Source organism: Klebsiella sp. PK18 (assembly GCF_057784655.1).
On record NZ_CM173493.1, the window covers coordinates 2553422 to 2579778 of the forward strand.

Here is a 26357-nt window from a genome sequence, read left to right on the forward strand (position 1 = left end):
CGTCTCCTGTCAGAATCCCACGTCGCGCAGATAGCGCAGACTTTCCGTGACCGCCTGCAGGCTGCCTGCGGCATGGCGCGGATCACGCTCTTGTTCAATGGTTATCCAGCCCTGATACCCCCGACGGGCAAGAAAGTCTTTGATGGCCGGATAGTCAATGGCGCCGCTGCCGAGCGGGCACATTACCCCTTCGGCGCAGGCGGTGAAAAAGTCGATGCCCTCGGCGATGGCGCGCTGGTAAACCTGCGGATCCACATCCTTGAAGTGCAGGTAGTCGAGTCGTGCGTAATAGCGATCCAGCCAGTCGAGCGGATCCATACCGGCGTAGTAGAGATGCCCGGTATCCAGACACAATCCCGCGACGTCGTGTGGAATATCGTTCGCCAGCCGCTCGATTTCATCCGCAAATTCGATGCAGCCCCCGGCGTGGGGATGGATAACCGCCCGCACACCGTACTCCTGCCAGGCGAGGGTGCTGAGGGCGGTAATGTGCGCCATCATGCGCTGCCAGTCTTTGTCATCAAGACGTGGAGCGAGCGCGCCGCGCCCGGCAAAGCGCGCCCGTTCAGGGTTGCCGAAATCAATAATTACCAGGTAAGGCGGCTGAACAGGATGCCCTGGCGTGGGTTCGGCGGCCGGAACCTGCGACAGATTGCGGCAGATCTGATGGGTCAGCGCCACCAGGGTGGGGAAATGGGCCTCGCTGACCAGATCGTCAAAGATCGTACCGGCCACCAGCGACAACTGATGCTGCTCCAGCGCCGCGCGCAGGCTGGCCGGGTCGGTGGGCAGGTAGCCCCAGGGCCCCAGCTCAATGCTGCGATAGCCGGCCTGCACCGCCTCCTTCAGCACGGTAGCCCAGGCGGGAAGGTCAGGGTTTTTCGGGTCATCCACGCCCCAGCTGCAGGGGGCATTGGCGATTGAGAGTGTCATGTTGGCTTCCTTTTTACACAGGGGATGCCGCTGAGTATTGAATAAATATTTCATTCTCAACAATGATGGAATGATGATTTTTTGATGGCCATCATGCTTTGTATTGATGGAGTTTTTGATAGTTTTTTATCAAATTGAGGGCGGGCGCGGTCTGCCCGTTAACTGGCCCCGGCGGCGGCGGGGCCGGGAATTTACATATTTTCTTTGGTGATGATATCGAAAGGCTGAGGGAGAGAAATCACCTCGCTCGGCGAGCGCGAAACCGCGTCCGTTATGGTGCGTAGCGTGGCGGCGGCAAACGCATCCAGCCGGTGGTTAAGCATGATGTCGATGGTGCCATCGATCAGGGCCAGTTCACTGTCGTTTAGCGGGCCGTGACAGACCAGGGTGATCGCCTGCTGACGGCCGCTGTCGCGCAGCGCCTCGACAATGCCTTCGACGCCGCCGCAGGGGGCATAGATCGCCTGCAGGGCCGGGTACTGACTCAGCATCTGCTCCGTCACGCTCCTGGCGATATCCGCCCGTTCATGGCTGCGAACCGGCTCCAGGATCTGCTGCCCCATGCCTTGTTCACGCAGGCAGGAGCGGAAGCTGATCTCACAGCTTTCCTGACAGGTAAAACGATTGTCGCCAATGATAATGCCAATTTCGCCATTACCCCGACATAAGCGCTCAATAAACCAGGCCGCAGTGCGCCCGGCTTTTTGATTATCGAGGCCGATATATCCGCTGCGCTGAGGGACCGACAGATCCGAAAGCAGGGTGAACACGCGAACGCCACGGGCGGCAGCCCGGGCCACCGCGTGGCGAATCAGCGGGTGGTCCAGCGCCACCAGGCCTAACACGTCCACTTCGTCACTTAGCCGGTGAATGGCCTGAGCCATCGCTTCCACCGCATCGATAGCAAAATGCAGTATCACCGGCGCCCGGCCTGCCGGTAGCCATGGGGCGGCCTCTCGCGTCAGCGCCTGGGCCAGCGGCAGGTAGAAGGAGTGGGTCTCCTGCAGCAGAATAAACCCCATTCTGACCGTGACCGGCGCTTTACCCGCCGCCAGACGATAGTGGGGTTGCTCGAGGGTAAACCCCAGTCGTCGTGCCGCCTCCAGTACGCTCAATGCCGTGGACTCCTTCACCGCCGCACGCTTGTTGAGCACCCGGTCGACGGTGGCAATACCGACGTTGGCTTCACGTGCGATATCGGCAAGCGTGATTTTAGTAGCGGATTTTTTCACTATGATGGCCGTTTGTGATGAGAGTTATGATAGAAACTATCACGATTAGTCTGGGCATAAAAGCCGCAATGCGGGCATCCTGGACAAAGCCAATACGCAGCCAACGGGCGAGAAGACCGATAGACACACTCTGTGATCAAAAGCGACTACCAGTTCTGGTATTGCTGCTATGCTGTTGAAATAGAATTAATAAAAAAGACATTATCGCATCCGGACGGTTAAACCACGCGCAAAGTCGCCTCGGGTGGGCGTCGCTGCGTGCAGAACCGACTATACTTGCCGCGCACGCGCGACATTAAGGCTATTCGGTTTTTTTGTTATCACTTTATACCAGCGTCAGGGACGCATATCGTTATGTGTCGCTTCTGCGCCGGGAATTGGTCGGTTTGGGGCCTGTATGTTATTAAAAGAACTGGCTGTTTTTGATGTATTAAGCACCCCGATATGGGTAGTCCATCCTTTTACTGAAAGTGTGGTCTATGCCAATCCGGCTTCCCGGACATTGAGCGGCGATATGTCGCTGAAGGAGATGCGTAACGGTATCTATTCGACCTGTCCTGAAACGCAGTTACAACATTATCTTCGCTATCTCGATACGATGACCGAGATATTTGAAGTCTGGACGTTACAGACGGGCAAGGGCCTGCAGTCGGTATATTGTAAAACCACCCTGGTCGACACCGACGACAGCGGTACCTTATTGCTGTTTGAAGCCGTGAAGCTGCTGGCGCAAAATCAATCCATTCATACCGGCTCCCGCCGCTACCAGCGACGCAACAATGGTTTTTTTGCCCGTTTTTTTATGACCAATACCGCGCCGATGCTATTGATCGATCCCAGTAAGGATGGTCGAATTGTCGATGCCAATATTGCGGCGCTGCGTTTTTATCATTATTCCGATGAGGAAATGCGCAATAAACATACCTGGCAAATTAATACCCTTGGTCGGGACGTGATCCCCATCATGAATAATATTGCCAATATGCCAGGCGGGCATAAACCGCTTAATTTTACGCATATTTTAGCCGACGGTACGCTGCGCCATGTCCAAACTTATGCCGGGCCCGTAGTGCTTTATAATATTCGACTGATGTTGTGCATTATTCACGATATCACCGAGGAAGTGCATCTGAAAAAAGAGCTGGAATTCTCTGCCGCCCACGATCCGCTCACCGGATTGCTTAATCGCCGTGAATTTTATCGCCTCGTCGAGGCGCCGTCATTTATCGCGCAAGGCTTTTGTCTGCTGTTAATCGATATCGATCATTTCAAGAGCATTAATGATATTCACGGTCATCAAAAAGGGGATGAAGTCCTGCTGGTGATCTCCCGCATTCTGGAAACGTCGGTGGATCGCGAAGATAAAATTTATCGCTGGGGGGGAGAAGAGTTTCTGCTCTTTTTACCTCATTCGCCGATAGCGCGCGCCCTGATACTGGCGGAAGGGATCCGCCAGGCGGTCAGCGAGTATCAGACGCTGTCGGTGACGGTGAGCATCGGCGTGGCCGAACACCATGACGGGGAAGCGATTGATCAGCTTTTTTCCCGCGTCGATAAAGCGCTGTATGTGGCCAAAAATGGTGGGCGCAACCGGGTCTCGCGCCTGCCGTTTGAAAATGTGGAACTGCTGCATAGCCGCGGAGGCGCGGCCTGACCAGCCCGATGCTTTTTCTCCCCGCCGGACGCGCAGGCTGACTCACCGACTATACTGAGTGAACGCCAGCCTGCTGATTTAGGTGGCAATATTGTTAGCCTGTCGCTGAGGTGGCAAACGACATATGGTGCGTCTTTTCGTTCTCCTGTCGGTACTTTCGCTTTACGCGCCAGCGACGCTGGCGGCGAACGGCCACGCCATCAAACAGCGTGCCGATGCCGTATTGACTCTGATGAGCTATACCGTCGTCCCTGACGTGACCGCCAGCGATCTCAACATTGGTTCCGGCAGCAACGACAAACATAATCTGGCCATCACCCAGTTTGGCGGCGGGGCAACTCTCAGCGAGTCGTTTCCTCTGTACCTTGAAGGTACGATGGGTTACAGCCGCTACGACCCGCGCTTTGTGGTCAGCAATGGCGAACAGACGCGGAATGTGCCGACCAAATGGAACAGTCTGACCACCACCGGCGGCGTCGGTTGGGATTTTTCGCTGCACCGGGACAGCCTCGGAGGCAACCTGGTGCTGCGGCCGATCGTCAATGTGATGCTCGGTACCCTGGCCAGCGATGCGCGTATTGGCAGCTGGGCAATTGAGCGAAAAACCAACGCCGATCTGCAATTTCTCGACGGCGGTCGGTTCAACGCCTGGGGGCTGGGCGGGGCACTGATGCTGGATTACGAACGCTTCTCTGCCACCCAGGATATTGATGCCGAACTGCGTTACTCCTATATGCATCTGCAAAGTTTCGGCAGTAGCGCCGAGGTGGTGCAGGGCGAGGCCAGCGCGGAAAATCTCGGCCTGTATCTGCGCCGCCGCGCGCCGATAGCCGACTGGACGCTGCTGGGCAACCCACTGCGTTATGTGCTGGAGGGGGCGCATACTGAATTTCTCGGCGAGCAGCGAGGGGCGCTGGGCTTTACCGGTTTGACCTCCCTGGGGGTTGGCCTCGAGCTGGACAGCAGTAAATACCCGGTCTTTATCACCCGCACCCGACTGGTGGCGCGCTATATGTTCGGCAATAACACCACGGGCTATGGCGTAGGCCTGGCAATGAGTTTTTGATTACCCAAATTCTGGTGCCAGGCAATTCACAGGCCCCCCGGGAGAGGACCTGGAGGCGTGCCAGCGTCGCAACGATGACCGGACGGTTCCCTCTCCCTTTGGGAGAGGGCCAGGGTGAGGGTCAATCCTGACACCACACCCGCTCGCCATTCACCCACGTCTCGCTGATATTGCGTTCATCTCCCAGGGTCATCAGCACGAACAACTGCTCATAAATGTCATGGCAGCGGCCTGTGCGCAGACGCTGCAGCGGGGTGACCGCCGGGTCAATCACCACAAAATCTGCCTCTTTGCCCGGCTGAAAATTGCCAATTTTATCCTCCAGCCGCAGGGCGCGCGCCCCGCCGAGGGTGGCGTGATAGAAGGCCTCGCTGGCGCGCAGGCGATAGCTCTGCAGTTGTCCTACCTTATAGGCCTCGCCCAGCGTCCGAAGCATGCTGAAGGTGGTGCCAGCCCCGACGTCGCTGCCGATGCCCATCCGCACCTGGTGCTGCCAGCAGGCGGGCAGGCGGAACAGTCCGCTGCCGAGAAACAGATTCGAGGTCGGACAGAAGGCAACGGCGGACCCGGTGTCATGCAGGCACTGCCACTCGGCATCATCGAGATGGATCCCGTGAGCAAATACGCTGCGTTCGCCGGTGAGCTGATAGTGATGATAGACATCCAGATAGCGCGCATGCTCAGGCCACAGCTGTTTAACCCAGGCGATCTCCTCGCGGTTTTCACTGAGATGTGTCTGCAGCCAGGTGTCGGGAAACTCAGTCCGCAGGCGCTGCACGGCCTCCAGCAACGCTGGTGTCGAGGTAGGGGCAAAGCGCGGGGTGATGGCATAGCCCAGCCTCCCGCGCTGATGCCAGCGGAGGATTAACTCCCGGGTCTGCTCGTAGCTCTCCCCGGCGGTTTCGCACAGATAATCCGGCACATGGCGATCCATCATCACTTTGCCGGCGATCAGCCGCATATTCAGACGCAGCGCCTCGCTGAACAGCGCCTCGGCCGAAGCCGGGTGCAGGGTACAAAACACCAGCGCGGTGGTGGTGCCATGGCTAATCAGCTGGTTAACAAAAAACTGCGCTATCTCCTGCGCGTAATCCGCATCGGCAAACTGGCTCTCCACCGGGAAGGTGTAGGTGGTGAGCCACTCCAGCAGCTGTTCACCAAAGGCGCCGATCATTTCAGTCTGCGGATAGTGAATGTGGGTATCGACAAACCCGGGCAGCAGCAGCTTGCCTCGCTGATCGACATAACCCTTCAGTGGATGCAGAAAGGCTTCACCCTCATGCCATGGCAGCAGCGCGATAATTTTCCCGTCCTGCAAGAACAACAGGCCATCATCGAGATAACGGGCCTGAGCAGCCACCTCATCCGGGGTCTCTGCCACGTCGGCGATATCAAAAAATGCACCGCGTACCGCGGTCTGGTAATCCATCATCGAACCTGCCTTCTCTTAACGCCTGGGAATAGTGATAAACAGCAAGATTGGTGCCAGTTTTCAGCCTGCCGCGGCCAGACGCCGCGGCAGGTGGGGGAGGGTTACTCTTTTTGCGCTACCGCGCCGGAATGAAAGGCTGCGGTCGCCTGTACTTCACGCTCGTCGCGGGCCAGCCAGCGGTAGAGGGTGGCGCCGAGGAAGACCCCGATAAACCAGCTAAAGTTCGCCACTTCATGCAGGGCCGGAATAAAGCTGATGATCAGCCCCAGGCCCACCGACGGCAGCAGGGCGGCAATCGCTTTCGGGTTAAAGCCGTTGCGGTACCAGTATTTGCCCTTCGGCGTATCGTCAAACAGATCGTCCACCGACACCCGGCCGCGTTTGATCAGGTAGAAGTCGGCGATCAGAATGCCAAACAGCGGGCCAATAAAGGCGCCCAGTACGTCGAGGGTATAGTGGATCAGCTCCGGCGAGTTAAACAGATTCCACGGCGTCAGAAGTATCGATCCCACCGCGGCAATCATCCCGCCGGTACGGAAGCTGATTTTCTGTGGCGCGCAGTTGGAAAAATCGAAGGCCGGAGAGACGAAGTTAGCCACGATATTAATGCCGATGGTGGCGGTAATCATGGTCAGCAGGCCAATGGCCACCGCCAGATCGTTACCCACGCGGCTGACGGTTTCGATCGGGTCAGTGATCATTTTGCCGAACAGCGACTGGGTGCCGGAGACAATCACCACGGTGACCACCGAGAACAGCAGGAAGTTAAACGGCAGACCCCAGCGGTTACCGCGGCGGATCTCGCCCATGCTTTTGCCGTAGCGGGAAAAGTCACCGAAGTTAAGCAGCGGCCCGGAGAAGTAGGAGACGACCAGCGCCGTGGCGGTGATCATCTGCCAGGTCTGCTCGCCGGCGCTCAGGGATTTGCTGGCGAGGGTAAAGGAGATCCCATCCAGACCGGTCTTGTATACAATCCAGCCGGCCAGCGCCAGCATCACCACATAAACCGCCGGACCGGCGATATCGATAAAGCGTTTGATGGCGTTCATGCCATGCCAGAACACCATCGCCTGCAGCAGCCACATGGTGGCGAAGCACAGCCAGCCGAGCGTTGACAGCCCGAGAAAGCTGCTGCTGGTCAGCGAGGCAAGGGAGGGCCAGAACTTGAGCAGAACCAGCATCAGGGCATTCGCCGCCAGATAGGTTTGAATACCGTACCAGGCGAACGCGATCAGCCCGCGGATCACCGCCGGGATATTGGCGCCGAAGACGCCAAACGCCTGACGGCAGATAACGGCGTATGGCACCCCGGCCATCTGGCTCGGCTTCGCCACCAGGTTAGCGCACAGCTGCACAATACAGATGCCGACCAGCAGGCAGAGCAGAACCTGCCAGCTGGCCAGTCCAAGCGTAAAGAAGCTCGCCGCTACTACGTAGCCGCCCATGCTGTGCACGTCCGACATCCAGAATGAAAAAATATTGTACCAGCTCCAGTTCTGGTCGCGGGTGGGCGCCAGATCCTCATTACATAGCCGCGGACTGTAGCTGGCGGCCGCCTCGTGAGTCTTCTTCTGCTGCGTGTGGGATGAATGTGGCATGAAACCTGCTCCTCTGAATGAAAACCCTGTGAAATGGATTGCTGAGGCTATTGCAGGATCCAGGCCAGAATGATGAATCTTGTATACAAAAAATAAATTTTATGTATACGATCTGCTATCGATAAGTGAAACCGGAGTGGGTTAATGAATAATGAACATCGTCTCCAGGCCGCGCCAGCGCTGCAGGACAAGGACGAAAGCATTTACCAGGCGCTGATGACGGCCATCGTCGAACATCAGTTGCCGCCGGGCAGCAAACTGCCGGAAGAGGCGCTGGCGGAGGTGTTCGCCGTGAGTCGCACCGGCATCAGAAAGGTGCTGCAACGACTCGCCGCTGTGCAACTGGTCACGTTAACGCCCAAACGTGGTGCACACGTCACCAGCCCGAGCGTGGAAGAGTCCCAGGCGATCTTTCGTACCCGGGCGCTGCTTGAGGTCGCTAATCTGCCGGATGTGATCGCGCGCTGCCAGCCGCCGCATCTGGCGGCGCTGGAGAACATTATTCAGCGTGAACAGCAGGCCCATGAGGCGCACGACGGCCCGGCGGCGATCCGCCACTCCGCTGACTTTCATATTCAGCTGCAGGCTATCTCCGGCAACCCGGTGCTCACCGAGATGGTGACCCGCCTCAGCCAGCGCTCCTCTTTAGTGATTGCCGCCTGGGGCGCTCCCTGGCGACAGGGCTGCCGTTGCGACGATCACCAGCAGCTGGTGGGTTTGCTACGGGATAAAGCCCTGCAGCCGCTCAGCGAGGCGCTGATGCACCATTTTGATCATATTGTCGCCAGCCTGTGCTTCGAGCGCGATGGCGTCAGCCTGCCTGATTTTTCCCGGCTGTTCGCCGGCCACAAGGAGCCGTGATGTCTGCCATATGTATACAAGTGATCAACCCTAATACCAGCCTGGCGATGACTGAAACGATAGGCGCCGCCGCGCGTGCGGTCGCTGCGCCGGGTACCGAGATCCTTGCGGTCTGTCCCCGCGCCGGGGTGCCGTCAATTGAGGGCCACTTTGACGAAGCTATCGCCGCGGTCGGCGTGCTGGAGCAGATCAAGGCCGGACGCGAGCAGGGGGTGGATGGGCATGTGATCGCTTGCTTCGGCGACCCGGGGCTGCTGGCTGCGCGGGAGCTGGCCCAGGGGCCGGTGATCGGCATTGCGGAAGCCGCGATGCATATGGCGACGATGGTCGCTACTCGTTTCTCCATTGTGACCACGCTGCCGCGCACGCTGATCATCGCCCGTCATTTGCTGCACCAGTACGGATTTCATCAACATTGCGCGGCGCTGCACGCCATTGATTTGCCGGTGCTGGCGCTGGAAGACGGCAGCGGCCTGGCGCAGGAGAAAGTGCGTGAGCGCTGCATTCGCGCGCTGAAAGAGGATGGTAGCGGGGCGATTGTCCTTGGCTGCGGTGGGATGGCGACGCTGGCGCAGGAGCTGACCCGCGAGCTGCAGGTGCCAGTGATCGATGGCGTCAGCGCGGCGGTGAAGATGGTGGAGTCACTGGTCGCGCTGGGCCTGGCGACCAGCAAGCACGGGGACTTAGCGTTCCCGGAGAAAAAAGCGTTAAGCGGACAGTTTCAGTCGTTAAATCCATTTTAAAAGGGGCAGGAGATGGGAGAGAACCAGGAACACTATCCTCGCGATCTGCGAGGCTATGCAGGGCAGCCACCGCACGCGCGCTGGCCGGGCGGGGCGCGGATCGCGGTGCAGTTCGTCCTCAACTACGAGGAAGGCGCTGAGAATCACGTCCTGCATGGCGATGCGGGTTCGGAACAGTTCCTGTCCGATATTATCGGCGCCGCCAGCTACCCGGCGCGCCATATGTCGATGGATTCACTCTATGAGTACGGCAGCCGGGCAGGGTTCTGGCGCATCCATCGTGAGTTCAGCCAGCGCGGGCTGCCGTTGACCGTTTTCGGCGTGGCGATGGCGCTGGCGCGACACCCGGAGATTGTGGCGGCGATCAAGGCCGCGGATTACGATGTGGTCAGCCACGGCTGGCGCTGGATCCACTATCAGCACATGGATATTGCCGAGGAGCGCGCGCATCTGCAAAAAGCGGTGCAGGTGTTGACCGACCTGTTCGGCAAACCGCCCACCGGCTGGTATACCGGCCGCGACAGCCCCAACACCCGCCAGCTGGTGGTGGAGCACGGCGGCTTTGACTACGACAGCGATTATTACGGCGATGATTTACCTTTCTGGAGCGAAGTGGCCTGCAGCGACGGCAGCCAGCGGCCGCACCTGATCGTGCCTTATACCCTCGACGCCAACGACATGCGCTTCGCCACCGCCCAGGGGTTCAACACCGCGGAGCAGTTTTATACCTATCTGAAAGACAGCTTTGACGTGCTGTACGCCGAGGGTGAAACCGCGCCGAAGATGATGTCCGTGGGGATGCACTGCCGACTGCTTGGGCGTCCGGGCCGTTTCCGTGCGCTGCAGCGTTTCCTTGACTATATCCAGCAGCACGACAAGGTGTGGGTCTGCACCCGGCAGCAGATCGCCGACCACTGGCGCGAAACCCATCCGTATCGCGGGTAGCTTGCTGCCACTCATCTGGCCCTCTCCACAGGGAGAGGGTACCGCCCGGTCGCGTCTGTTGAACCGGTTCACCAGGATGTATTTTGATTATTGAATGAGCATGGCGAGGAGTACCAGGCACAGCAGCAGCACATAGATGCGTGCATACCATACATCAGGTACCGCAGGGATTGCCCGGCGGCTAAACACTATCCCGGCCCAGCCGGTCAGGACGAGCAGGCCTAAAATTTTCAGGCTGATAAACCCCAGAAATCCGCTCAGCGGAATGCTGTGCCAGCCAATGACGGCATAGGTCACAGCCCCGCATAGCGCCACGGGCAAAGAAAGCGGGTTGGATGCGCTAACGCACTCCTGCATCTCATACCCGTGTCGCCGTAGCAGGGGCACCGTCATGACGCTGCCGCCCACGCCCAGCAATGCGGCAATCATACCGATAACCATACCGCCGCCAGTGACTACTGGCAGGGACAGCCGACGCCGAGCGCTGCCCCTGAAAAAACCTTTGCGCAACAAACAATCGCTGATGGTTGCCAGCATATAGAGAATAAACAGCGCGCGAACGATCTTCTCGCTCAAAATCCCCGCCAGACAGGAGCCGACCACCGCCCCAATGGCAATAAACCATAACAACGGAAACAGCGTCTGCGCGGCAAGCTTACCCGCCCGCCAGTTTCGATAGCTGACCCAGCCGGCGTTAAATATCATCACCGCCGTTGAGGTAGCCACCGCGACATGCATGGCGTTTCCCGCGAGTTCCGGCTGCCGAAGCATCAGTTGATAGACAAAGGGCACCACCACAAAGCCCCCTCCGAAGCCGAACAGCACGGTGGTAATGCCGGTCGTAAAGCCTGCCAGCGCAATAATAACGATATCATTCAAGAGAATATTCCCGCCCTGAAAATGAGCGAGCAGCTTATACCGGTCGCGTACGGCTTCCCATTTGCGTAGCGCTCAATTACCTTTGTAAATCGGTCAGAGGGGGGCAGGTGTGCGCAACGTAAAAATTGACGAGGTCGATCGGCTCGATCGCGAAGTGGTCGCGTTAGGCAATGACTATGCGCAAGGGTATATACTGCCACCGCACCAGCATCGTCGCGCACAGCTGCTGTATGGCGCGACCGGACTGATGTATGTCACCACTCAGGACGGAGAATGGGTGGTTCCTCCGCAACATGCTGTCTGGATCCCTCCTGAAACCGTGCACGCCGTCAGATTTGTGGGGGTGACCACGCGTAGCTTATATATTGAGCCAGATTATGTGGCCGCTTTCATTAAACACCGTCGTTGCGAAGTGATCAGCGTCTCGCCGCTGTTGCGCCAGCTACTGCTTGAGGCTGTGGATTTACCACCGTTGTACGACAGCCCACGCGATCGCACGCTGATACAGTTGATGTTGCTGGAACTGGCCGCCATGCCGGTCCGCGAATTTGACATTCCGTTGCCTCAGCATCCGGCGCTGCTGGCGCTTTGTCAGGCTTTTTTGCTTAACCCCTCTATCCATGATCCTGCGGCGCGCTGGGCCAGGGCGCTGTTTATGAGTCCTAGTACCTTTCGCCGCCATTTCCTGAAGCAACTGGGCCTGTCATTTTCCGCCTGGCGACAGCGAGCCTGTGTGGTGAGCGCCCTGGCATGGTTGATAGCAGGGAAACCGGTGAACGAAGTGGCATTATCCCTTGGATACGACAATGCCTCCTCTTTCGCCACCATGTTCCGCCGCGTGACCGGGCAGCCGCCATCGTTTTATCACCCAGCCTGATGCGTCGGGGAAGGGGACTCCGGCAGCATGTGTCGGAAATGAATGTCGCTTTTATGGCGTTGCTATGCGCTAACGTAGTCATAAGACAGACAATCCGGGAATGCCTGGCTTGCGCCTTCAGGTACCCCTACATTTAGTGGTGGCTACATCCAGGCGGTTTATCTATTCTGCCTGTAACCGTGAGAAGACCGGAGTCTCTCTTAGTGAACCATTTAATCTTTGAAAAAGTCATCATCATCTTTCTTCTCATCCTGTGGGGATTCGATACATTCAGAACCAGGAAAAGAAAACGTTATGATCCCGCGATTGAAGCCGCTGATGCCAGCGAACGCCATCAATGGCGCTATCTGAGATGGGGGTTTCGGATCATACAGGTGGTAGCGGGAGTGTATATCGTCGTGCAGCTGATTCAGGTTTTACTGAGATAGAGGCCGCCGGTAGGGTGACGGGACAGAACATCTGGCTGACCAGAATGAGGTCAGACAATAGCGGTTTTCACGTCGGCAAAGGGGAATGTCCGCTCTGTGCCAGGAGCGGAACTTACCCCGATGAAGTAAATCCGGATTTTTGCCGGATAAACCCCCAATAATTTACGTAGCAGGGATCCATTCAACAATAATTCTTGCCAACTCCCTGGGCTGTTCGAGCGGAATCATATGGCCGCAATCCAGAATGATTCTTAACGACGCATAAGGTATGGCTTCGACCAATTCTTCTGCCTCCTTCATCGAACGGATGGCATCATCTTCACTGGCGATAACCAGTGTTGGACAACGTATCGTTGCAGAAGGTATACCTTGCCTGGATAAGGATGATTGCGTGATGAAGGCTTCAAATCCCAGAGAGCATCCCATTTTCTGGATAGCTGAAATCATATCCTGATTTGATGTGTTTAGAGGGTGGAGTGACCGGGCAATAGCATGTCTGCTCAGCCCCTTAAAGGTTGTGGAGGACCATGACTGCACGCTTTTCCGCTTTGCTTCAGCTTCTAACGGCGTATCTTCCCGTAAGGAACTGGCAATAAGCACTAAGGACTCTACACGTTCAGGGAATTCTGCTGCCAGTTGTCGGGCAATATATCCTCCCATCGAAAAACCTATCAAAGAAAACTTCTCAGGCAGAAGAGTAATCAAATGCTGCACTACATCATGAATGGTTCGTCCTTCAGTTACAGCTGCATGATGAACAATACAGTTTGACGGGAGATATGTTTCAAATTCATGCCAAAGCATTTCATTCAGCATAAACCCAGGAATTAAAACGATTCTACGCGGCTTTAAACTCATAATTCTCGCTTAAATGCATCAGTGTATTTATTGGATAAGACAGGTTAAAAATATCTTACTAACAGCGACAATATCAAATTGCAGCCCTGGATAGGCGTTTGTCTATTTCCACAGAGTTTCTGAACGTTTCTAAAGTTCTCCCAGGCTTCCTCCACCATCAACAGGCTGATCCCGAATTGAGCAAGCTCTAATGCCCAGGTCCGTGTACAACCTACCAGAGCACTTTTCCGCTTCTCGCTCATAGCTGACTGTCAGGTCCCTGTCCGGACCGTTTACGATATTCCCCCGCTGTCACTCCTGTGAAACGCTTGAATGCGCGGCCCAGAGTAATTCCTGAATCGTAGCCCACCATCTCTGCAATCTTAGCCAGGGTCAATTGTGGATGTCTCAGTAAACAACGAGCACGGTACATTCTCCAGTGAGTGAGATAATCCCCGGGAGTGATTCCTGTTATGTCCTTAAAATGAACTGCAAACGCGGAGCGCGACATCCCTGCTTCCGCAGCGAGCAGTTTGAGGCTCCATGGTCTCCCGATATCTCTGTGTATTTGTTTCACCACACGGCTAAGACGGGGATCGGCAAGGGCGGCTATCCAGCTTTTATGTGTTTGCTCGCGTAAATAATGTGCTCTGATAGCCTGTACAAAAAATACGTCTGCAAGCCGGCTCACGACTATACGCGACCCCATGTGCTGTTCGGTACTTTCGATAGCCAGTAGTTTTAACGTCGCTTCCAAAAGTGGTGAACGGGCAGCGTCAGAGGGGATGACCACGACTGAGGGCAGCAGTGAAAGCAACGGTTCTGCTCCCGTAGTATCGAAGGAGAAATAGCCACAGAGAATATTGGCCACTTCGCCATCACCTCCAAAACTGAGACTATTACCTGAACATTCAGCAAAGATATCTTCGCACCATTGTGTTGGAGTAGAAGGGTTATCTACCAGAGAAAAAAGGGTCTCAGGCTTCACCAGGAACCCATCTCCTTGCCGCAGTTCAATGGGGTTTTCAACGCCTTCCACTATAAGCATTCCATGTCCAGAAACCATGAATCCAAAGCGAATTGAAGCACTTCTTACAAAGCTTATCCCCCACGGGGCATGCGGTAAAAGGCGTGAATAAAGTGCGCTTTTGAGACGCATAGCAGCAAATACATCATCGAGAGGATCCATTTTTTCCCTCTTTCATGGACGGTTAGTCAGTAATAATGTCTTTTCAGTCATTCTACATCCAGTAAAAAAATTTTAAGGTAGCGACGTACTCAACAAAACCAAAGAGAGCAATATGCATAGCTATCGACTTGAGAGTTTCGGAAGTTTACAAGGACTGAAGTTAATTGAGGAACAGCGGCCAGTCCCCGGGCGTAATCAGGTTCTGATAAAGGTCCGCGCCTGTAGTCTTAATTATCGTGATCTGGCCATTCTGTACGGAACAGGCACATTAACCCCTAAAGCCGGGCTGATCCCTTTATCGGACGGGGCTGGTGAGGTCGTGGCTACAGGCGATTCTGTGAGCCTGTTTAAAAAGGGGGATCGGGTTGTGGGAACCTTCTTTCCTCACTGGTTTGGTGGAGCACGGGATGCCGCTGCAGGGAGAGGAACTTATGGCACTCAGGCCGATGGATGGTTAACCTCATACAAGGTGGTTGATGAAGAGTCTCTGGTTTCTGTACCTGATTACCTGAGCTGGGAACAGGCTGCCACTCTCCCTTGCGCAGCAGTTACAGCATGGAACAGCCTTCAACAGTCGCGGTCTGTATTACCGGGAGAGACTGTGCTTACCCAGGGCACCGGTGGAGTCTCACTGTTTGCGGTGCAGCTCGCCAAAATCATGGGGGCACGCGTTATTGCGTTAACGTCAAATGATGTAAAAGCACAGCTATTGTCGGCGCTTGGTGCCGATCATGTGATCAATTACCAACATTATCCTGAATGGTCAGTAAAAGTCCGGGAACTGACACAAGGCAGGGGGGTTGACCGTATTGTGGAAATTGGCGGGCCGGGAACCTTAAATCAGTCCTTACTCTCCGCAGCGCCGGGAGGGGAAATTGCTCTGCTGGGCTTTGTTGCACAGGGAAGTGCATCAGTCGATTTTATGACTTTGTTCAAAAGTGGCGCAACTGTAAGACCTTTCAGTGTTGGCAGCCGCGAGGATTTTATCGCTATGAATCGGGCGCTGGTAAAAAGTCAGCTTCAGCCGGTTATAGACAGGGTATTCGAGTTTGAACATGCTGTTGAAGCATGGCGATATTTTGAAAGCCAGCAACATACTGGCAAAGTGGTCATCACGATGAATTGAAGCAGAAAGAGCCCTGGTGCCCACTAAAGGCCGGGGCTTATGCCATAAGAGCAGACAGGTTTGTTCGTCGATGATGATTTCCTGCAGTTAAACGCCTCACCTCGATATTGTCTGCGTTTTACGAACTTCCGTTTTTCACTCATAGCGAACCTTCAAATCAGTTAGTTTGTCCGCTCTGTGCCAGGAGCGGACATTAAAATCAAAACCGATGGCAAGCTTACCGAGCATGACATTATGCTTGCGCTGCTTTGTAACGTGCTTCCAGCTTATTCAAAAAGCCAAAAAGTACTTGATTCATTTCACTGTAATCGTGCGCCCGGAGCGCTTCAGGCGTGTCAACGAAACGATATTCTGCTGCACGGCTCAGGTCTTTCTCAGAATGAGCGATCAACCGTTCTACAACGTCCAATGTGAGCTCCATGTGGCACTGGAAACCAAAGACGCGGTCTGAATAGGCAACGATCTGCCGCGGACAGCCTTCGCTGTAAGCAATAATTTTGGCCTCTGGCGTCAAACCTGGCATGTCGTTATGCCAGTGACCCACTGCCAGTGTTTTCCCAAAGTGAGAGAACATCTCATCCTTCCTGCCGTCTTCGGTCAATGTGATCGGGAATTTACCAATCTCTTTTTCCGGGCTATGAGAGAAGGGCGCGCCCAGCGCTTCACCGATTAGCTGTGAACCCAGGCAGATACCGATCACCGCCTTACCGGTTTTAACCGCGGAAGCAATCAGCGTCTGTTCCGCTTTAGCATTAAAGTGCGGGCATGCTTCAAGCGTGGTGTTCGGATCTTGCGGACCGCCCATAACGATAAGAAAATCGATGCCTTCGGCGTCAGCAGGTAGCCGATCGCCTGCATAGACGCGTGAGTAAGTTACATCATGACCCTGGTTTATTGCCCAGGTTTCATAGGCGCCCGGGGCTTCAAAACTTTCATGTACGATAAAGTGTACACGCATGAGGTTAAGCTCCTGTAATATCTTTGATGATCAAAATGATAAGTCACGCACCCATTGCCTAAGGCTCTACTCCGGGTGGTTCCAGTTTCGATATGATAATGGCAGGGGCTAAATCTGAAATGCCAGGTAGTATAGATAAAGCGCCAAGACATGATGAGGCCACAGGCTGGTCCAGTACTGCGATAAGCTATCAACGCGGCGAGGCAGATCCTCCCCATCATCATGTTGAGGGGCAGCTACTCTTCGCCACCAGAGGGGTTATGCTGGTGCAAACAGAGAGCGACCGTTGGGTGATCCCTCCTCAGCGGGCATTATGGCTACCGCCTTTGCATATCCATAGTTACCATCTGCTTTCACAAACCGATCTCAGGGCGATCTATTTCAGCAGTAGCCTTATTGCAGAATGTACGAGCTTTACGAAGAGTCAGCAGGTACATGTGATCACGGCTACGCCGTTAGTCAAAGAACTTATCGCTGGGCTGTTCAGTGAGGACTACGCCAGACCGAGTCAACGGAAGATAGCTTTGTTGCTTCTGGAAATTCTCAGCGAGGCTCCACCTTTAACGATGGCGCTTCCCATGCCGAATGATGAGCGATTATTTAGCGCGGCCAGATCGCTACTGGTCAATCAGCGCTGGGAGGCATCGCTGAGCGAGCTGGCTTTTATGTCGGCCATGTCGGAACGGACCTTTTCCCGCTTGTTTATGAAGGATACAGGCTTTAGTTTTAGAACATGGAAGCAGAGAGCCAGAATTTGCGCTTCGTTGGATCTTCTCGCGAACGGCGTTCCAATCAAACAGGTCGCTTACCAGCTTGGTTTCTCATGCCCGGCGGCATTTACCGCTGCTTTTCGCTGCATTCTGGGGTCAACGCCACGCGATTTTGTGCCTTAAACCGGGAAACCCTCAAAGCGGTCTTTGAGACTGTCATGGGCATATTACCAGACGCAGAAACCCTGCGAGGGTAGGGGTATCCCGCCTTTGCTGTTAAGAAAGGTAGTTTAATTTGCACCCGACACACTCTCATTGATTAAAGCACGGAGTGGAGATTACTGCGGTCCACCGTTCTGACAAACCGTGAAAGAGAAGGCCTGCGTGAAGAAAAAAGGTGTCGCGATGCGTGATGAAATTACCTTATGACAGACCTTGCGGTGATTTACGGCACCGGGTGGATTCCGGACGCTGTGAGCCGACTCATTGCTACGAAGCCTGATTCTGATGTACCTCAGGCCATATGATAGCCTGCGCAACAATCACATCCTGCCCATTAATGCGTCCAGGGGAGTACTCCCGGGCCCTGGACATCCGCTGTGTAGGCTGAAGATAAATTAGCATTGCTGTTAGTCGTGGGTTTTGCAGATGGGTAGAAATTGATAACTTAGGATGCAAGTTCGTCCCGCTCTTTCTGCAGTTTTCATCGAGGGGATATTCTCCGGAATAATTGTGCCCATATACAAAGATAGTTCCGAATCGGAATGAGTTAATAATCGGTACAGCAGGCGTTGCGCTCGGGCCGACAATGATCGACCACGAAAAGCAGGAAGTATTACTTTGTCAGTAATACGATATCCTCTCAGAAAAGCGAGGTTTCCTTTCTGGCATATTAGCAACCCGGCGCGAACATCGTTTTCATAGATAATATATACTTCTCTCTCAGAAATATGGTCACACAACTCTTCGTCATCAACTGCTACCAAATTGCTTGCAGACAGTTCGCGAACTGTCTGCCATGTATGCTTATAGGCATCGCCCAGAGCCTGACAACACCAGTCAAAATCTTCGTATGTCGCCACTTGCAAAGTAAGAGATTTATCATTGAATTCAGGGGGTTCAGAAAAAAAGGTGGCATATATATACTGGTCGGGAATACCCTGCGGGAAGGACTGGCCTGGCACAAGAATGCGGACATACTGAGCTCTGAGTTGTGACCATTCCTTACTAATGAGTTCTAATGCAGTATGATTTAGGTCAGAATCCATACCTACAATATCAATAAAAGGTTTGTTAATATTTCCGCCCTGATAACGGGGGCCAGTAAGAAATTGCTTTCCATCAATTTTGAGTTTTCGTTGTAAAAAATATTCCTGACATAATCCAGTTTCTCTCCAGGGAAATCGCGCCGAGAAACTTCTGTCCGTACACCTCGATTCCTGCTCTGACAACCATTGTTTTAACCATGAACGTAGAGTAACTTCAGGCACAGGTAGCCTGGCATATTGAGATAGCATGTAAGATAGCATAAAAATATTTTTCCCTTGGATATAAAAATGTTTTTTTAAACAAATCAGAATAGTTCTACTCTCATTTTATTACCAATTATAGCTGGCACGTCCGCTCCTTGCTCAATGCGGACCTTTAGCTCGACAGCTTGTCCGCTCCGCGCCAGAAGCGAACAGTGTTATCAGTGGCCAGTGATAAAACGTCAACCCGTTGCCCTTGCCTTACAGCACCTCAACCACTTCAAATTCTTCTGCGATCAACTCCATATCCTCAGAAAAATGACCTTCAGAGCTGAAAAATCTCTGATGCTCTTTCTTCCAGTATTCAAGGCTTAAATCGCCTTCACCTTCTTTGCGGGCGAACGCTTCAGTCACATCACAAAAACGAACCAGCTGCATCGAAATCAGTCTGATCACGCAAACTGGAACATTCTGGCCATCAAGAATAATGTGATAACTCCCTATCCTCGGAGCAGATTTTTCATGCTGGTAAGAGGCAAAAGATCCGCAAGAGGCCGTTTTTATCCCTTTTTTGATCAGTTCCGCAAGCTCGTTAGCCAGCTCCGGACTGTCACCCATTTGCCAGGCGTCTGCGCCGGGATACTTCTTTTTTATTTCCTCAACCTCAACCATGAAAATCCCTTCGTTATCGTCAATGAAAAGAAATGGCATACCTTTTTTAACATGAGCGGTCCCAACATTATCAGCGATATCTTTCTTTAGATAGTGTGGTCCGTTCTTCGCTCAAAACAGACCTTAAGCGCATTTAACGCGTGTGCTCTGCGCCAGAAACGGAAGTTAACTTCGAGACGAGCCATAAAGTCGCCTGTCTTATTCAGACTGCCAGTAAAGCGGTGAACCGAACGCGTCCAGGTAGTAATCGATAATCGCCCGCACGTTCAGCGGAGGGTGGCGGGCATTCGGATAGATTGCCGCGATGTGCTGTGGCTCCGTTTTTATGGATGTATCCAGCTCCGGCAGCAGTCCGACCAGCTCGCCGCTCTTCAGCCGGTCTCCAATCAGCCAGTCAGGAAACAGCACAATCCCCATCCCCCCGAGTGCGGCAATCAGCAGGGTTTCAGCATTATTCGATGACATCAGGGGCGAGACGGGATAGTGCACCCATTCCTCTCCGTGCCTGCGCAGCAGCCATTGGTTTGGTCCTGACGAACCGCGATAGACCAGGCATTGATGTCGCGCGAGCTCTTCGGGTGATCCCAGCATGCCGTGCCGGCGGATATAATCCGGTGACGCGGCAAGATGATAGAACTGCTGGCCAAACACGCGCGCATGAAAGGCGGAATCCGTCAGCACGCCAATCCGGAAAATCACGTCAGCCGGCTCCCGGTGCGGATCGATGTAATCATCCGTCAGCGTAAGCTCAATACTAAGCTTCGGGTATCGCTCCGTCAGGCCGGGTAACGCGGGTGCGACATGGCGCTGTCCAAAGAACACCGGTGCGTTTATGCGGACCATTCCGGAAGGCTCAAGCGTTCTCTCATTGAGTTCCCGCCGCGCCTCTTCCATGCTGCCAGTCATCGCACGCGCATAGCGGATAAAAAGATGGCCGCTTTCCGTCGGAATTATAGCCCGGGTATTGCGGTAAAAAAGCTGCTGCCCGAGCACATCCTCCATCTGATGGATGACGCGTGATACCTGAGAGGCCGATATCCCTTCCCGCCGGGCCACCACAGAGAAATTCTGCGTTTCATAAACGTCTATAAAAATCAGCAGGGCGCGAATACTGATGTTCCCAAGGCCATTCATTAATGCATATCCTGCACAGGTGTTTATCTCATTATGGCATTTTTCTCATCCATGTTAAGTCGTAATCTTCTCCGCCTGGACTTTGGGAGACAGATTGCTATGCAACTAATATTGATTTTTATCGTCATTGCCGGAGGCATGGGACTGTCCATAGAGGCAGGATTGCTCGGGCCACTGGGTGGGGAGGTCGGTGACCTCTGGGCTACCTTCAGCATATTTGGCGTGGGCGCGGCGCTGACCTTCCTGCTGATGCTTTTTTTCAGCCCGCGTAACAGCCCGTCATTCTTTGCGCAACCAGCGTGGCAGCTACTTGGCGGCGTGCTTGGGCCGATTTACGTCATCATCCTGACCGTGGTAACGCCGGCAATTGGCATCGCCATGACTATGATCGGCATCCTGGCAGGCCAGGTGTTCAAGAGCCTGATTATTGATCACTTCGGTCTGCTCGGTACGTCGCGCCGGAAAATTGACAGTAAGCGTATCATTGCGCTGATTTTCATCATTGCAGCGCTGGTTATGGTTGCACAGGGGTAAAGTAACATTATGACTATTATCATGATTCTGCTCGCCGTTGCCGGTGGCGCCATGCTGAGTATCCAGGCGGCTATCAATGGCCAGCTGGGCAGCAAGGTCGGCGTATTTAAAAGCGCGTTCCTGACATTTTCTGTCGGCGCCCTGGTGACGGGGCTGCTGATCTTCTTCTTCGAACCCAAACACTCCCTGACGTTGATGGACGTGCCTAAATGGCAGCTGCTGGGCGCAATGTTTGGCGTACCGTATATCGTCATTATGGTACTGGCCGTCCAGCGTATTGGCGCGGCAGTGGCTACGGTCGCTGTCATTTTTGGCCAGTTAACCATGAGCATGCTGATCGATAACTTCGGCTGGCTGGGCAATGCGTCGATTCCATTCTCGATGAGCCGAATCGGCGCCATTATCTGCCTGGGTATCGCGCTGTTCTTCATTTACTCCAGCAGTAAGTCAAAAGCCGCAATGGCGAAAACTCCCCGGCAGCAGGAAAACGCTAACACATAAGCCCGGCCAGTTCAGGTGTTCTCTCTGAAGAGTGCCAGAAATATCCTGACACTCTTCAGGTGTTACACAGCGATGCCATGGGCATATTACAGGGACAGAAACCCGGTGCGGGTAGGGTTTATCCCGCTTTTGCTGTTGAGAAACGTCGTTTAATTCGCATCCGGCAACGGTTGAAATTTGTAAGACATGTCACATTTTAAAAAAAATTCAAAGTAAGCTATTGTAAAACCCTCCTACAAAATATTTAAATACACGGGCAGAACGACAGGCGTGTAACTGGTAAAACAGGCAAGACCTGAGATGAGCGATGAATTTAGACCTATTCATTGCTCATCTCAGGTCTTTTTTTTTGCTTCTGGGGTGGCAAATGGATTCCAAAAAAACAGCGCAGAAAATACGTAAATTGAACAGCGGGGCAAGCAATTTTGAACATATTGAACATGGTTCTACCCGACGACAGCTTAGCTTAAATGAAGAAAAATGCTGCTCCTGATAATCCAAATAGCGTCAAGCTTACTTTTATCGGGCAGGGCGGTCATTTGGGTTCATTTGTAAAAACAGAACTGTTGTGACGAGATAAGACAAGAGAAGTCTCCGTTCACGTTGCGAATCGGCACAGTTAAAGGAGTGACAACAAGCAAATAATTTTTATGAAAACAATTTTTCATTTCAGAATTCAATATTAATGTTAAGCATCGATCCATTTCGCTGGAGTCAAATAGCTATGAAATGATCAGGCTAAATAGGCTTGCTTACTATATATATTTCTACCCTGGGAAGGTGAAGTATGATTTTATTTTAATATACGCTTTACCCCTGTAATCTACATGAGAATATTTAAAATATGAACAAGACTATTCTATTTTGCCTTATCTCTGCCATGTTCAGCAATGCTTATGGACAGAGTTTAACAGTGGAAGAGAGACTGGCTTTGCTTGAAAAACAACTCCAGGAAAACACTGCAGAATTAAAAAGCACAAAAGCAGAATTAACCAGGTATAAGCAAGCTGATAAAGCAAACAGAAACCCGGTCAGCTCAGCAGATGAAAAAATTCAACCAACAACAAATTCTGCCACTTCAACTGTTGCAGCAACATCGAGTAATAGCAACACAACAGGCAATAGTGCCACAACTAAAGTTAATAATGATCTTACGTTGAAAGAAATTAGTGACTTTGTTAAAAACGATATTGGGTTTTCGTACAATGGCTATTTCCGTTCTGGTTGGGGAACGGCTAATCATGGATCGCCAAAAGAGTATGCTATTGGATCTCTTGGCCGTTTCGGCAATGAATATACCTCATGGTTCGATCTTCAACTCAAGCAGAAAGTGTACGACCAGGATGGTAAAACTGCACATGCTGTCGTTATGCTGGATGGCAATGTGGGTGAGCAATACAACAATGCAGTCTTTGATAAAGATACAGAGAGTAACTTACAATTTTCTGATATCTATCTCACGACGAAGGGATTTCTTAATTTTGCCCCTGAAGCTGATTTTTGGGTAGGTAAGCACTATCTGCCTAAGTATGAGATACAGATGCTTGACTGGAAAAGCGTCAGAACAGAAAGCGGAGCAGGGCTCGGTATAGAAAACTGGAAAATGGGTCCAGGCAAATTTAACGTTGCTGTAGTGCGTCAGGACCTGAACGCGCGTGCTCTTGATTATGATACATCAGGAAATTCATTACAGATCAATACGAATGCGCTTGATATACGTTATCGTGAAATTCCCTTATGGGACAAGGCAACATTAGAACTAGATGGGCGCTATAACATGGCAAACAAATCAGACGTCGTGAAGTCAGGGGAGGCTGATGGTCAGTATTATCATGTAAAAGATGCCTGGCTGGTAGGTGCGATTTTAAGGCAGAAGTTTGACGCAGGGGGTTATGACGAATTAACCCTGCAAGCTGCCAATAATTCTATTGCCAGTTCTTTTGCAAAAATTTCTGGAGCAAACCCAACATTTGGGAGTGGTGATAATTATTATGGAAATCACACAAATGGCAAGGCATTCAGAATAATTTCTCAAGGGGAATTTTACCCCACGGAAAACACTATTGTTGCACACGCACTAGTATATTCAAATGGTAATGATATATTTAGCTATGATACTGGTGCTCATACAGATTTTGAAAGTTATCGAAGTGTCATCCGTCCCGCTTATATCTGGGATAAATTCAACCAGACCGGGGTAGAACTCGGATGGTTTAGACAGGATAACAAAACTCAAGAGCAGACATATAGTGAATCCGGTTACAAAACAACATTGTATCATGCGCTCAAAGTTAATACATCAATCCTAACCTCAAGGCCAGAAATTCGGTTCTATACAACGTATATCCGGGCAAACCAAAACGAGATATCGAATTATACATTCAACGATAATAAAAAAGATCAATTGTCTATTGGCGCTCAGGCTGAGGTGTGGTGGTAACTATCGGTTAATATAAAGGAAATATAATACAGGAAGAAAATACTCCTGGGAGGGTTTTATATCGTAGTCATTCACGAGGATTATTATGTGATAACTGTCACGTTTTGACAAAAGATGGGTTAATTTTATTGCCTGTAACTATGTATATAGTATATTGTTGGCAAATATGTAGTACAGGCGTGTAACTGGTAATGCAGGCAAGACCTGAAATTCTCCCCCTGATTTGGGGTGAGAATTTCAGGTCTTTTTTTTTGCTCATGAGGCAACTTATGGATCATCTAAATACTGGGCGTACAATTCTCAAATTAGTCGGCGGAGCAGGCAACATCGAACACATTGAACATTGCTCAACCAGATTACGCTTAAGCTTGTATGACAATGCTAAAGTTGAAGTGTCTGACCTCAAAAAATTACCTGATGTAATGGGTGTCGTGACAAATGTGCAGTGTCAGATAGTCATTGGCAAAGACGTTGTTAAAGTGTTTGATGCGATTAGATCGTTAATGGCTAATGATGCTGACGCGAAACAGAAACCAGTAACCAAGAAAAAATGGAATGCATGGTTGATTGATTTTGTTATCAGTATCTTTCAACCACTCATACCTGCAATTGCAGGTGGCGGCGTGCTGAAATCCATTTTAATTATTTTGAATATGGCTGGATGGCTGACTAAAGACAGTTCGACATATCAAATTTTGGACTGCATCGGAACCGCGCCTATTTATTTTTTACCCTTACTTATCGCCATCACTACTGCGAATAAGCTTAAAGTTAATCCATTAGTTGCATTGACTGCTGTCTCAGTCTTGTTGTTGCCCACATTTACTACCCTGGCAAAACAAGGTGCAACGTTAATGACTTTCGATATTACGAACGTCTCCTATGCAGCGCAGGTGTTTCCCGCAATTCTTTGTGTTATTTTTTATGCACAAACGGAATCTCTTTTTAATCGTTATACGCCTAATGCATTACGTGGTTTCTTATCGCCCATGTTATCGCTGGTTACGACGGTCCCCGTCACATTGCTTATCCTTGGGCCATTAGGTTTTGAAATGGGGTCTCTGTTAACGCATCTGATCCTTTGGATGCATGGCAAATTTGGATTCATCGCAACAGGCTTACTTGCTGGCGGACTGCCATTTATTGTAGCGGCCGGTATGCATAAACCTTTCCTCCCTTATGCCATAATGTCAATGGGGCAAACAGGTAAAGAATCATTGTATAACCCAGCTTCCTTAGCTCACAATATCGCTGAAGCAGGAGCCTGCCTTGCCGTTTCGCTAAAAAGCAAAGATAAAATGTTTAAAGGGACTGCTCTTTCCTCTGGAATATCAGCGCTGTTTGGCATTACTGAACCTGCACTTTACGGGATTACTTTACTGCATAGGCCAGTACTGATCTCCGTGATGCTGGGGGCAATGGTCGGTGGCTCCTTCATGGGATTTATGATGGTCTCAGCTTATGCAATTGTAGCGCCGAGCCTTGCCAGTATCTCAATTTTTGCGTCACCGGATAATCCAACCAGTTTGATATATGCAATCATCGGCGCACTTGTTGCATTCTGCCTGGCATTTTTATCAACATTATTCTTCTGGAAAGAAAAAACGACAACGCCCCATCCAGAGGAGGAGATGCCCAAATTTGAGAAGACTGAAGTCACTGCTAATCCAGTCTTAATGAATGACTTTACCTTTACCAGTCCGGTTGAAGGGAAAGTCATCCCCCTGACAGAGGTCAACGACGATGTATTTTCTTCAAAAATCATGGGGGATGGTATCGCTATCGTTCCAACGGTAGGAGCACTCTATGCACCTGCCGATGGCGTTATTGAGCATGTGTTCGAAAGTGGCCATGCAGCCAGCATGATGACTACCCATGGAGTAGAGGTTATCTTTCATATAGGAATTGATACGATACAAATGAACGGTCAAGGCTTTCACCCGAAAATTACAGATGGCCAACACGTTAAAGCGGGTGAACTATTAATCGAATTTGATATTGATGAAATAACTAAAGCGGGTTATGACCCTGTTGTAATAATGGTTATTACCAATAGCGATCGTTTTATGATGAAGCCGTCAAACGATCATACCAATACACTCCAGCAGTTTAATATTTTTTCATTAAAAGAGGCTTGAT

At 52.1% G+C, this 26357-nt stretch carries 23 protein-coding genes and 1 pseudogene; 13 read left to right on the forward strand and 11 right to left on the reverse strand.

Annotated elements, in window-relative coordinates; all coding sequences use genetic code 11:
* Positions 1-9 precede the first annotated feature (9 nt).
* Together AC3EMD_RS12450 and AC3EMD_RS12455 are read right to left on the reverse strand one after the other, a co-directional pair.
* Complete coding sequence (locus AC3EMD_RS12450) at positions 10-933, reverse strand: TIM barrel protein (protein ID WP_206552042.1); 924 nt, start codon at positions 931-933, stop codon at positions 10-12.
* Between the two features lie 191 nt (positions 934-1124).
* On the reverse strand, positions 1125-2165 hold the full coding sequence (locus AC3EMD_RS12455) for a LacI family DNA-binding transcriptional regulator (RefSeq protein ID WP_047666598.1): 1041 nt from the start codon (positions 2163-2165) through the stop codon (positions 1125-1127).
* 397 nt (positions 2166-2562) lie between these two features.
* Here AC3EMD_RS12455 and AC3EMD_RS12460 point away from each other — a divergent pair, with 397 nt between their 5' ends.
* Positions 2563-3819 carry a sensor domain-containing diguanylate cyclase gene (locus AC3EMD_RS12460; protein ID WP_012541652.1) on the forward strand — a complete coding sequence of 419 codons (1257 nt, stop codon included), beginning with the start codon at positions 2563-2565 and terminating at the stop codon, positions 3817-3819.
* 124 nt (positions 3820-3943) lie between these two features.
* Complete coding sequence (locus AC3EMD_RS12465) at positions 3944-4885, forward strand: hypothetical protein (RefSeq protein WP_008804799.1); 942 nt, start codon at positions 3944-3946, stop codon at positions 4883-4885.
* Between the two features lie 121 nt (positions 4886-5006).
* Here the strand turns inward: AC3EMD_RS12465 and guaD are convergent, their stop codons facing one another.
* Positions 5007-6317, reverse strand: coding sequence for a guanine deaminase (gene guaD / locus AC3EMD_RS12470; RefSeq protein WP_302074134.1), 1311 nt, complete (start codon positions 6315-6317; stop codon positions 5007-5009).
* Between the two features lie 101 nt (positions 6318-6418).
* Complete coding sequence (locus tag AC3EMD_RS12475; RefSeq protein ID WP_042948098.1) at positions 6419-7915, reverse strand: NCS1 family nucleobase:cation symporter-1; 1497 nt, start codon at positions 7913-7915, stop codon at positions 6419-6421.
* Between the two features lie 144 nt (positions 7916-8059).
* Between AC3EMD_RS12475 and AC3EMD_RS12480 the strand changes: the two genes are divergently transcribed.
* The 3 genes and pseudogenes from AC3EMD_RS12480 (at position 8060) to puuE (ending at position 10464) form a co-directional block, all read left to right on the forward strand.
* Positions 8060-8776: a GntR family transcriptional regulator gene (locus tag AC3EMD_RS12480; protein ID WP_008804802.1), complete on the forward strand. Its 717-nt coding sequence runs from the start codon at positions 8060-8062 to the stop codon at positions 8774-8776.
* A pseudogene (locus tag AC3EMD_RS12485) lies at positions 8776-9644 on the forward strand (aspartate/glutamate racemase family protein); the annotation flags it as partial. The gene AC3EMD_RS12480 and the pseudogene AC3EMD_RS12485, both read left to right, overlap by 1 nt.
* Complete coding sequence (gene puuE, locus AC3EMD_RS12490; protein ID WP_032730424.1) at positions 9532-10464, forward strand: allantoinase PuuE; 933 nt, start codon at positions 9532-9534, stop codon at positions 10462-10464. The pseudogene AC3EMD_RS12485 and the gene puuE, both read left to right, overlap by 113 nt.
* Before the next feature lie 87 nt (positions 10465-10551).
* Here the strand turns inward: puuE and AC3EMD_RS12495 are convergent, their stop codons facing one another.
* Positions 10552-11343 carry a sulfite exporter TauE/SafE family protein gene (locus AC3EMD_RS12495; RefSeq protein ID WP_012541656.1) on the reverse strand — a complete coding sequence of 264 codons (792 nt, stop codon included), beginning with the start codon at positions 11341-11343 and terminating at the stop codon, positions 10552-10554.
* 109 nt (positions 11344-11452) lie between these two features.
* Here AC3EMD_RS12495 and AC3EMD_RS12500 point away from each other — a divergent pair, with 109 nt between their 5' ends.
* Entirely contained in the window at positions 11453-12220 is a 768-nt protein-coding gene (locus AC3EMD_RS12500) for an AraC family transcriptional regulator (RefSeq protein WP_039103573.1), read from the forward strand.
* 203 nt (positions 12221-12423) lie between these two features.
* On the forward strand, positions 12424-12648 hold the full coding sequence (locus AC3EMD_RS12505; protein ID WP_043875243.1) for a hypothetical protein: 225 nt from the start codon (positions 12424-12426) through the stop codon (positions 12646-12648).
* 162 nt (positions 12649-12810) lie between these two features.
* Here AC3EMD_RS12505 and AC3EMD_RS12510 read toward each other — a convergent pair whose 3' ends face one another.
* Together AC3EMD_RS12510 and AC3EMD_RS12515 are read right to left on the reverse strand one after the other, a co-directional pair.
* A complete protein-coding gene (locus tag AC3EMD_RS12510; protein ID WP_039103571.1) occupies positions 12811-13506 on the reverse strand; it encodes an alpha/beta fold hydrolase in 696 nt (231 codons plus the stop codon).
* 238 nt (positions 13507-13744) lie between these two features.
* Positions 13745-14674, reverse strand: coding sequence for an AraC family transcriptional regulator (locus AC3EMD_RS12515; protein ID WP_039103567.1), 930 nt, complete (start codon positions 14672-14674; stop codon positions 13745-13747).
* A 112-nt stretch (positions 14675-14786) separates the two neighbouring features.
* On the opposite strand from AC3EMD_RS12515, the gene AC3EMD_RS12520 reads away from it, so the two are divergent.
* Entirely contained in the window at positions 14787-15800 is a 1014-nt protein-coding gene (locus tag AC3EMD_RS12520; RefSeq protein ID WP_302074135.1) for a zinc-dependent alcohol dehydrogenase family protein, read from the forward strand.
* Positions 15801-16032: 232 nt separating this feature from the next.
* On the opposite strand, the gene AC3EMD_RS12525 is transcribed toward AC3EMD_RS12520, so the two are convergent.
* Positions 16033-16758, reverse strand: coding sequence for a type 1 glutamine amidotransferase (locus tag AC3EMD_RS12525; RefSeq protein ID WP_302074136.1), 726 nt, complete (start codon positions 16756-16758; stop codon positions 16033-16035).
* 92 nt (positions 16759-16850) lie between these two features.
* On the opposite strand from AC3EMD_RS12525, the gene AC3EMD_RS12530 reads away from it, so the two are divergent.
* Positions 16851-17651, forward strand: coding sequence for an AraC family transcriptional regulator (locus AC3EMD_RS12530; protein ID WP_171831340.1), 801 nt, complete (start codon positions 16851-16853; stop codon positions 17649-17651).
* Positions 17652-18097: 446 nt separating this feature from the next.
* On the opposite strand, the gene AC3EMD_RS12535 is transcribed toward AC3EMD_RS12530, so the two are convergent.
* From AC3EMD_RS12535 to AC3EMD_RS12545, 3 genes are all read right to left on the reverse strand, one after another.
* The gene (locus AC3EMD_RS12535) at positions 18098-18997 is read right to left on the reverse strand and encodes a hypothetical protein (protein WP_302074137.1); all 900 of its coding nucleotides are present in this window, start codon (positions 18995-18997) and stop codon (positions 18098-18100) included.
* A 201-nt stretch (positions 18998-19198) separates the two neighbouring features.
* Complete coding sequence (locus tag AC3EMD_RS12540) at positions 19199-19555, reverse strand: ASCH domain-containing protein (protein ID WP_162494447.1); 357 nt, start codon at positions 19553-19555, stop codon at positions 19199-19201.
* Between the two features lie 252 nt (positions 19556-19807).
* Positions 19808-20743, reverse strand: a complete 936-nt coding sequence (locus AC3EMD_RS12545) for a LysR family transcriptional regulator (protein WP_008804812.1) — start codon at positions 20741-20743, stop codon at positions 19808-19810.
* Between the two features lie 99 nt (positions 20744-20842).
* Between AC3EMD_RS12545 and AC3EMD_RS12550 the strand changes: the two genes are divergently transcribed.
* The 4 genes from AC3EMD_RS12550 to AC3EMD_RS12565 all read left to right on the forward strand — a co-directional run bounded on the left by AC3EMD_RS12550 (position 20843) and on the right by AC3EMD_RS12565 (position 26356).
* The gene (locus AC3EMD_RS12550) at positions 20843-21277 is read left to right on the forward strand and encodes a DMT family transporter (protein ID WP_004151877.1); all 435 of its coding nucleotides are present in this window, start codon (positions 20843-20845) and stop codon (positions 21275-21277) included.
* Positions 21278-21286: 9 nt separating this feature from the next.
* On the forward strand, positions 21287-21778 hold the full coding sequence (locus AC3EMD_RS12555; RefSeq protein ID WP_064166519.1) for a DMT family transporter: 492 nt from the start codon (positions 21287-21289) through the stop codon (positions 21776-21778).
* 844 nt (positions 21779-22622) lie between these two features.
* Positions 22623-24218 (forward strand): carbohydrate porin, encoded by a 1596-nt coding sequence (locus tag AC3EMD_RS12560; RefSeq protein WP_302074138.1) that lies wholly within the window; start codon positions 22623-22625, stop codon positions 24216-24218.
* A gap of 269 nt (positions 24219-24487) precedes the next feature.
* Positions 24488-26356, forward strand: a complete 1869-nt coding sequence (locus AC3EMD_RS12565) for a beta-glucoside-specific PTS transporter subunit IIABC (RefSeq protein WP_240289714.1) — start codon at positions 24488-24490, stop codon at positions 26354-26356.
* The last annotated feature ends 1 nt before the right edge of the window (position 26357 follow it).

Bases quoted from the DNA above. Each gene is read 5' to 3' on its own strand.
- AC3EMD_RS12475 (WP_042948098.1), bottom strand. From the start codon at position 7,915: ATGCCACATTCATCCCACACGCAGCAGAAGAAGACTCACGAGGCGGCC.
- AC3EMD_RS12565 (WP_240289714.1), top strand. From the start codon at position 24,488: ATGGATCATCTAAATACTGGGCGTACAATTCTCAAATTAGTCGGCGGA.
- AC3EMD_RS12540 (WP_162494447.1), bottom strand. From the start codon at position 19,555: ATGGGTGACAGTCCGGAGCTGGCTAACGAGCTTGCGGAACTGATCAAA.
- AC3EMD_RS12555 (WP_064166519.1), top strand. From the start codon at position 21,287: ATGACTATTATCATGATTCTGCTCGCCGTTGCCGGTGGCGCCATGCTG.
- AC3EMD_RS12480 (WP_008804802.1), top strand. From the start codon at position 8,060: ATGAATAATGAACATCGTCTCCAGGCCGCGCCAGCGCTGCAGGACAAG.
- AC3EMD_RS12560 (WP_302074138.1), top strand. From the start codon at position 22,623: ATGAACAAGACTATTCTATTTTGCCTTATCTCTGCCATGTTCAGCAAT.
- AC3EMD_RS12510 (WP_039103571.1), bottom strand. From the start codon at position 13,506: ATGAGTTTAAAGCCGCGTAGAATCGTTTTAATTCCTGGGTTTATGCTG.
- AC3EMD_RS12450 (WP_206552042.1), bottom strand. From the start codon at position 933: ATGACACTCTCAATCGCCAATGCCCCCTGCAGCTGGGGCGTGGATGAC.
- AC3EMD_RS12550 (WP_004151877.1), top strand. From the start codon at position 20,843: ATGCAACTAATATTGATTTTTATCGTCATTGCCGGAGGCATGGGACTG.
- AC3EMD_RS12515 (WP_039103567.1), bottom strand. From the start codon at position 14,674: ATGGATCCTCTCGATGATGTATTTGCTGCTATGCGTCTCAAAAGCGCA.
- AC3EMD_RS12535 (WP_302074137.1), bottom strand. From the start codon at position 18,997: ATGCTATCTTACATGCTATCTCAATATGCCAGGCTACCTGTGCCTGAA.
- AC3EMD_RS12525 (WP_302074136.1), bottom strand. From the start codon at position 16,758: ATGCGTGTACACTTTATCGTACATGAAAGTTTTGAAGCCCCGGGCGCC.
- puuE (WP_032730424.1), top strand. From the start codon at position 9,532: ATGGGAGAGAACCAGGAACACTATCCTCGCGATCTGCGAGGCTATGCA.
- AC3EMD_RS12530 (WP_171831340.1), top strand. From the start codon at position 16,851: ATGATAATGGCAGGGGCTAAATCTGAAATGCCAGGTAGTATAGATAAA.
- AC3EMD_RS12465 (WP_008804799.1), top strand. From the start codon at position 3,944: ATGGTGCGTCTTTTCGTTCTCCTGTCGGTACTTTCGCTTTACGCGCCA.
- AC3EMD_RS12520 (WP_302074135.1), top strand. From the start codon at position 14,787: ATGCATAGCTATCGACTTGAGAGTTTCGGAAGTTTACAAGGACTGAAG.
- guaD (WP_302074134.1), bottom strand. From the start codon at position 6,317: ATGATGGATTACCAGACCGCGGTACGCGGTGCATTTTTTGATATCGCC.
- AC3EMD_RS12545 (WP_008804812.1), bottom strand. From the start codon at position 20,743: ATGAATGGCCTTGGGAACATCAGTATTCGCGCCCTGCTGATTTTTATA.
- AC3EMD_RS12460 (WP_012541652.1), top strand. From the start codon at position 2,563: ATGTTATTAAAAGAACTGGCTGTTTTTGATGTATTAAGCACCCCGATA.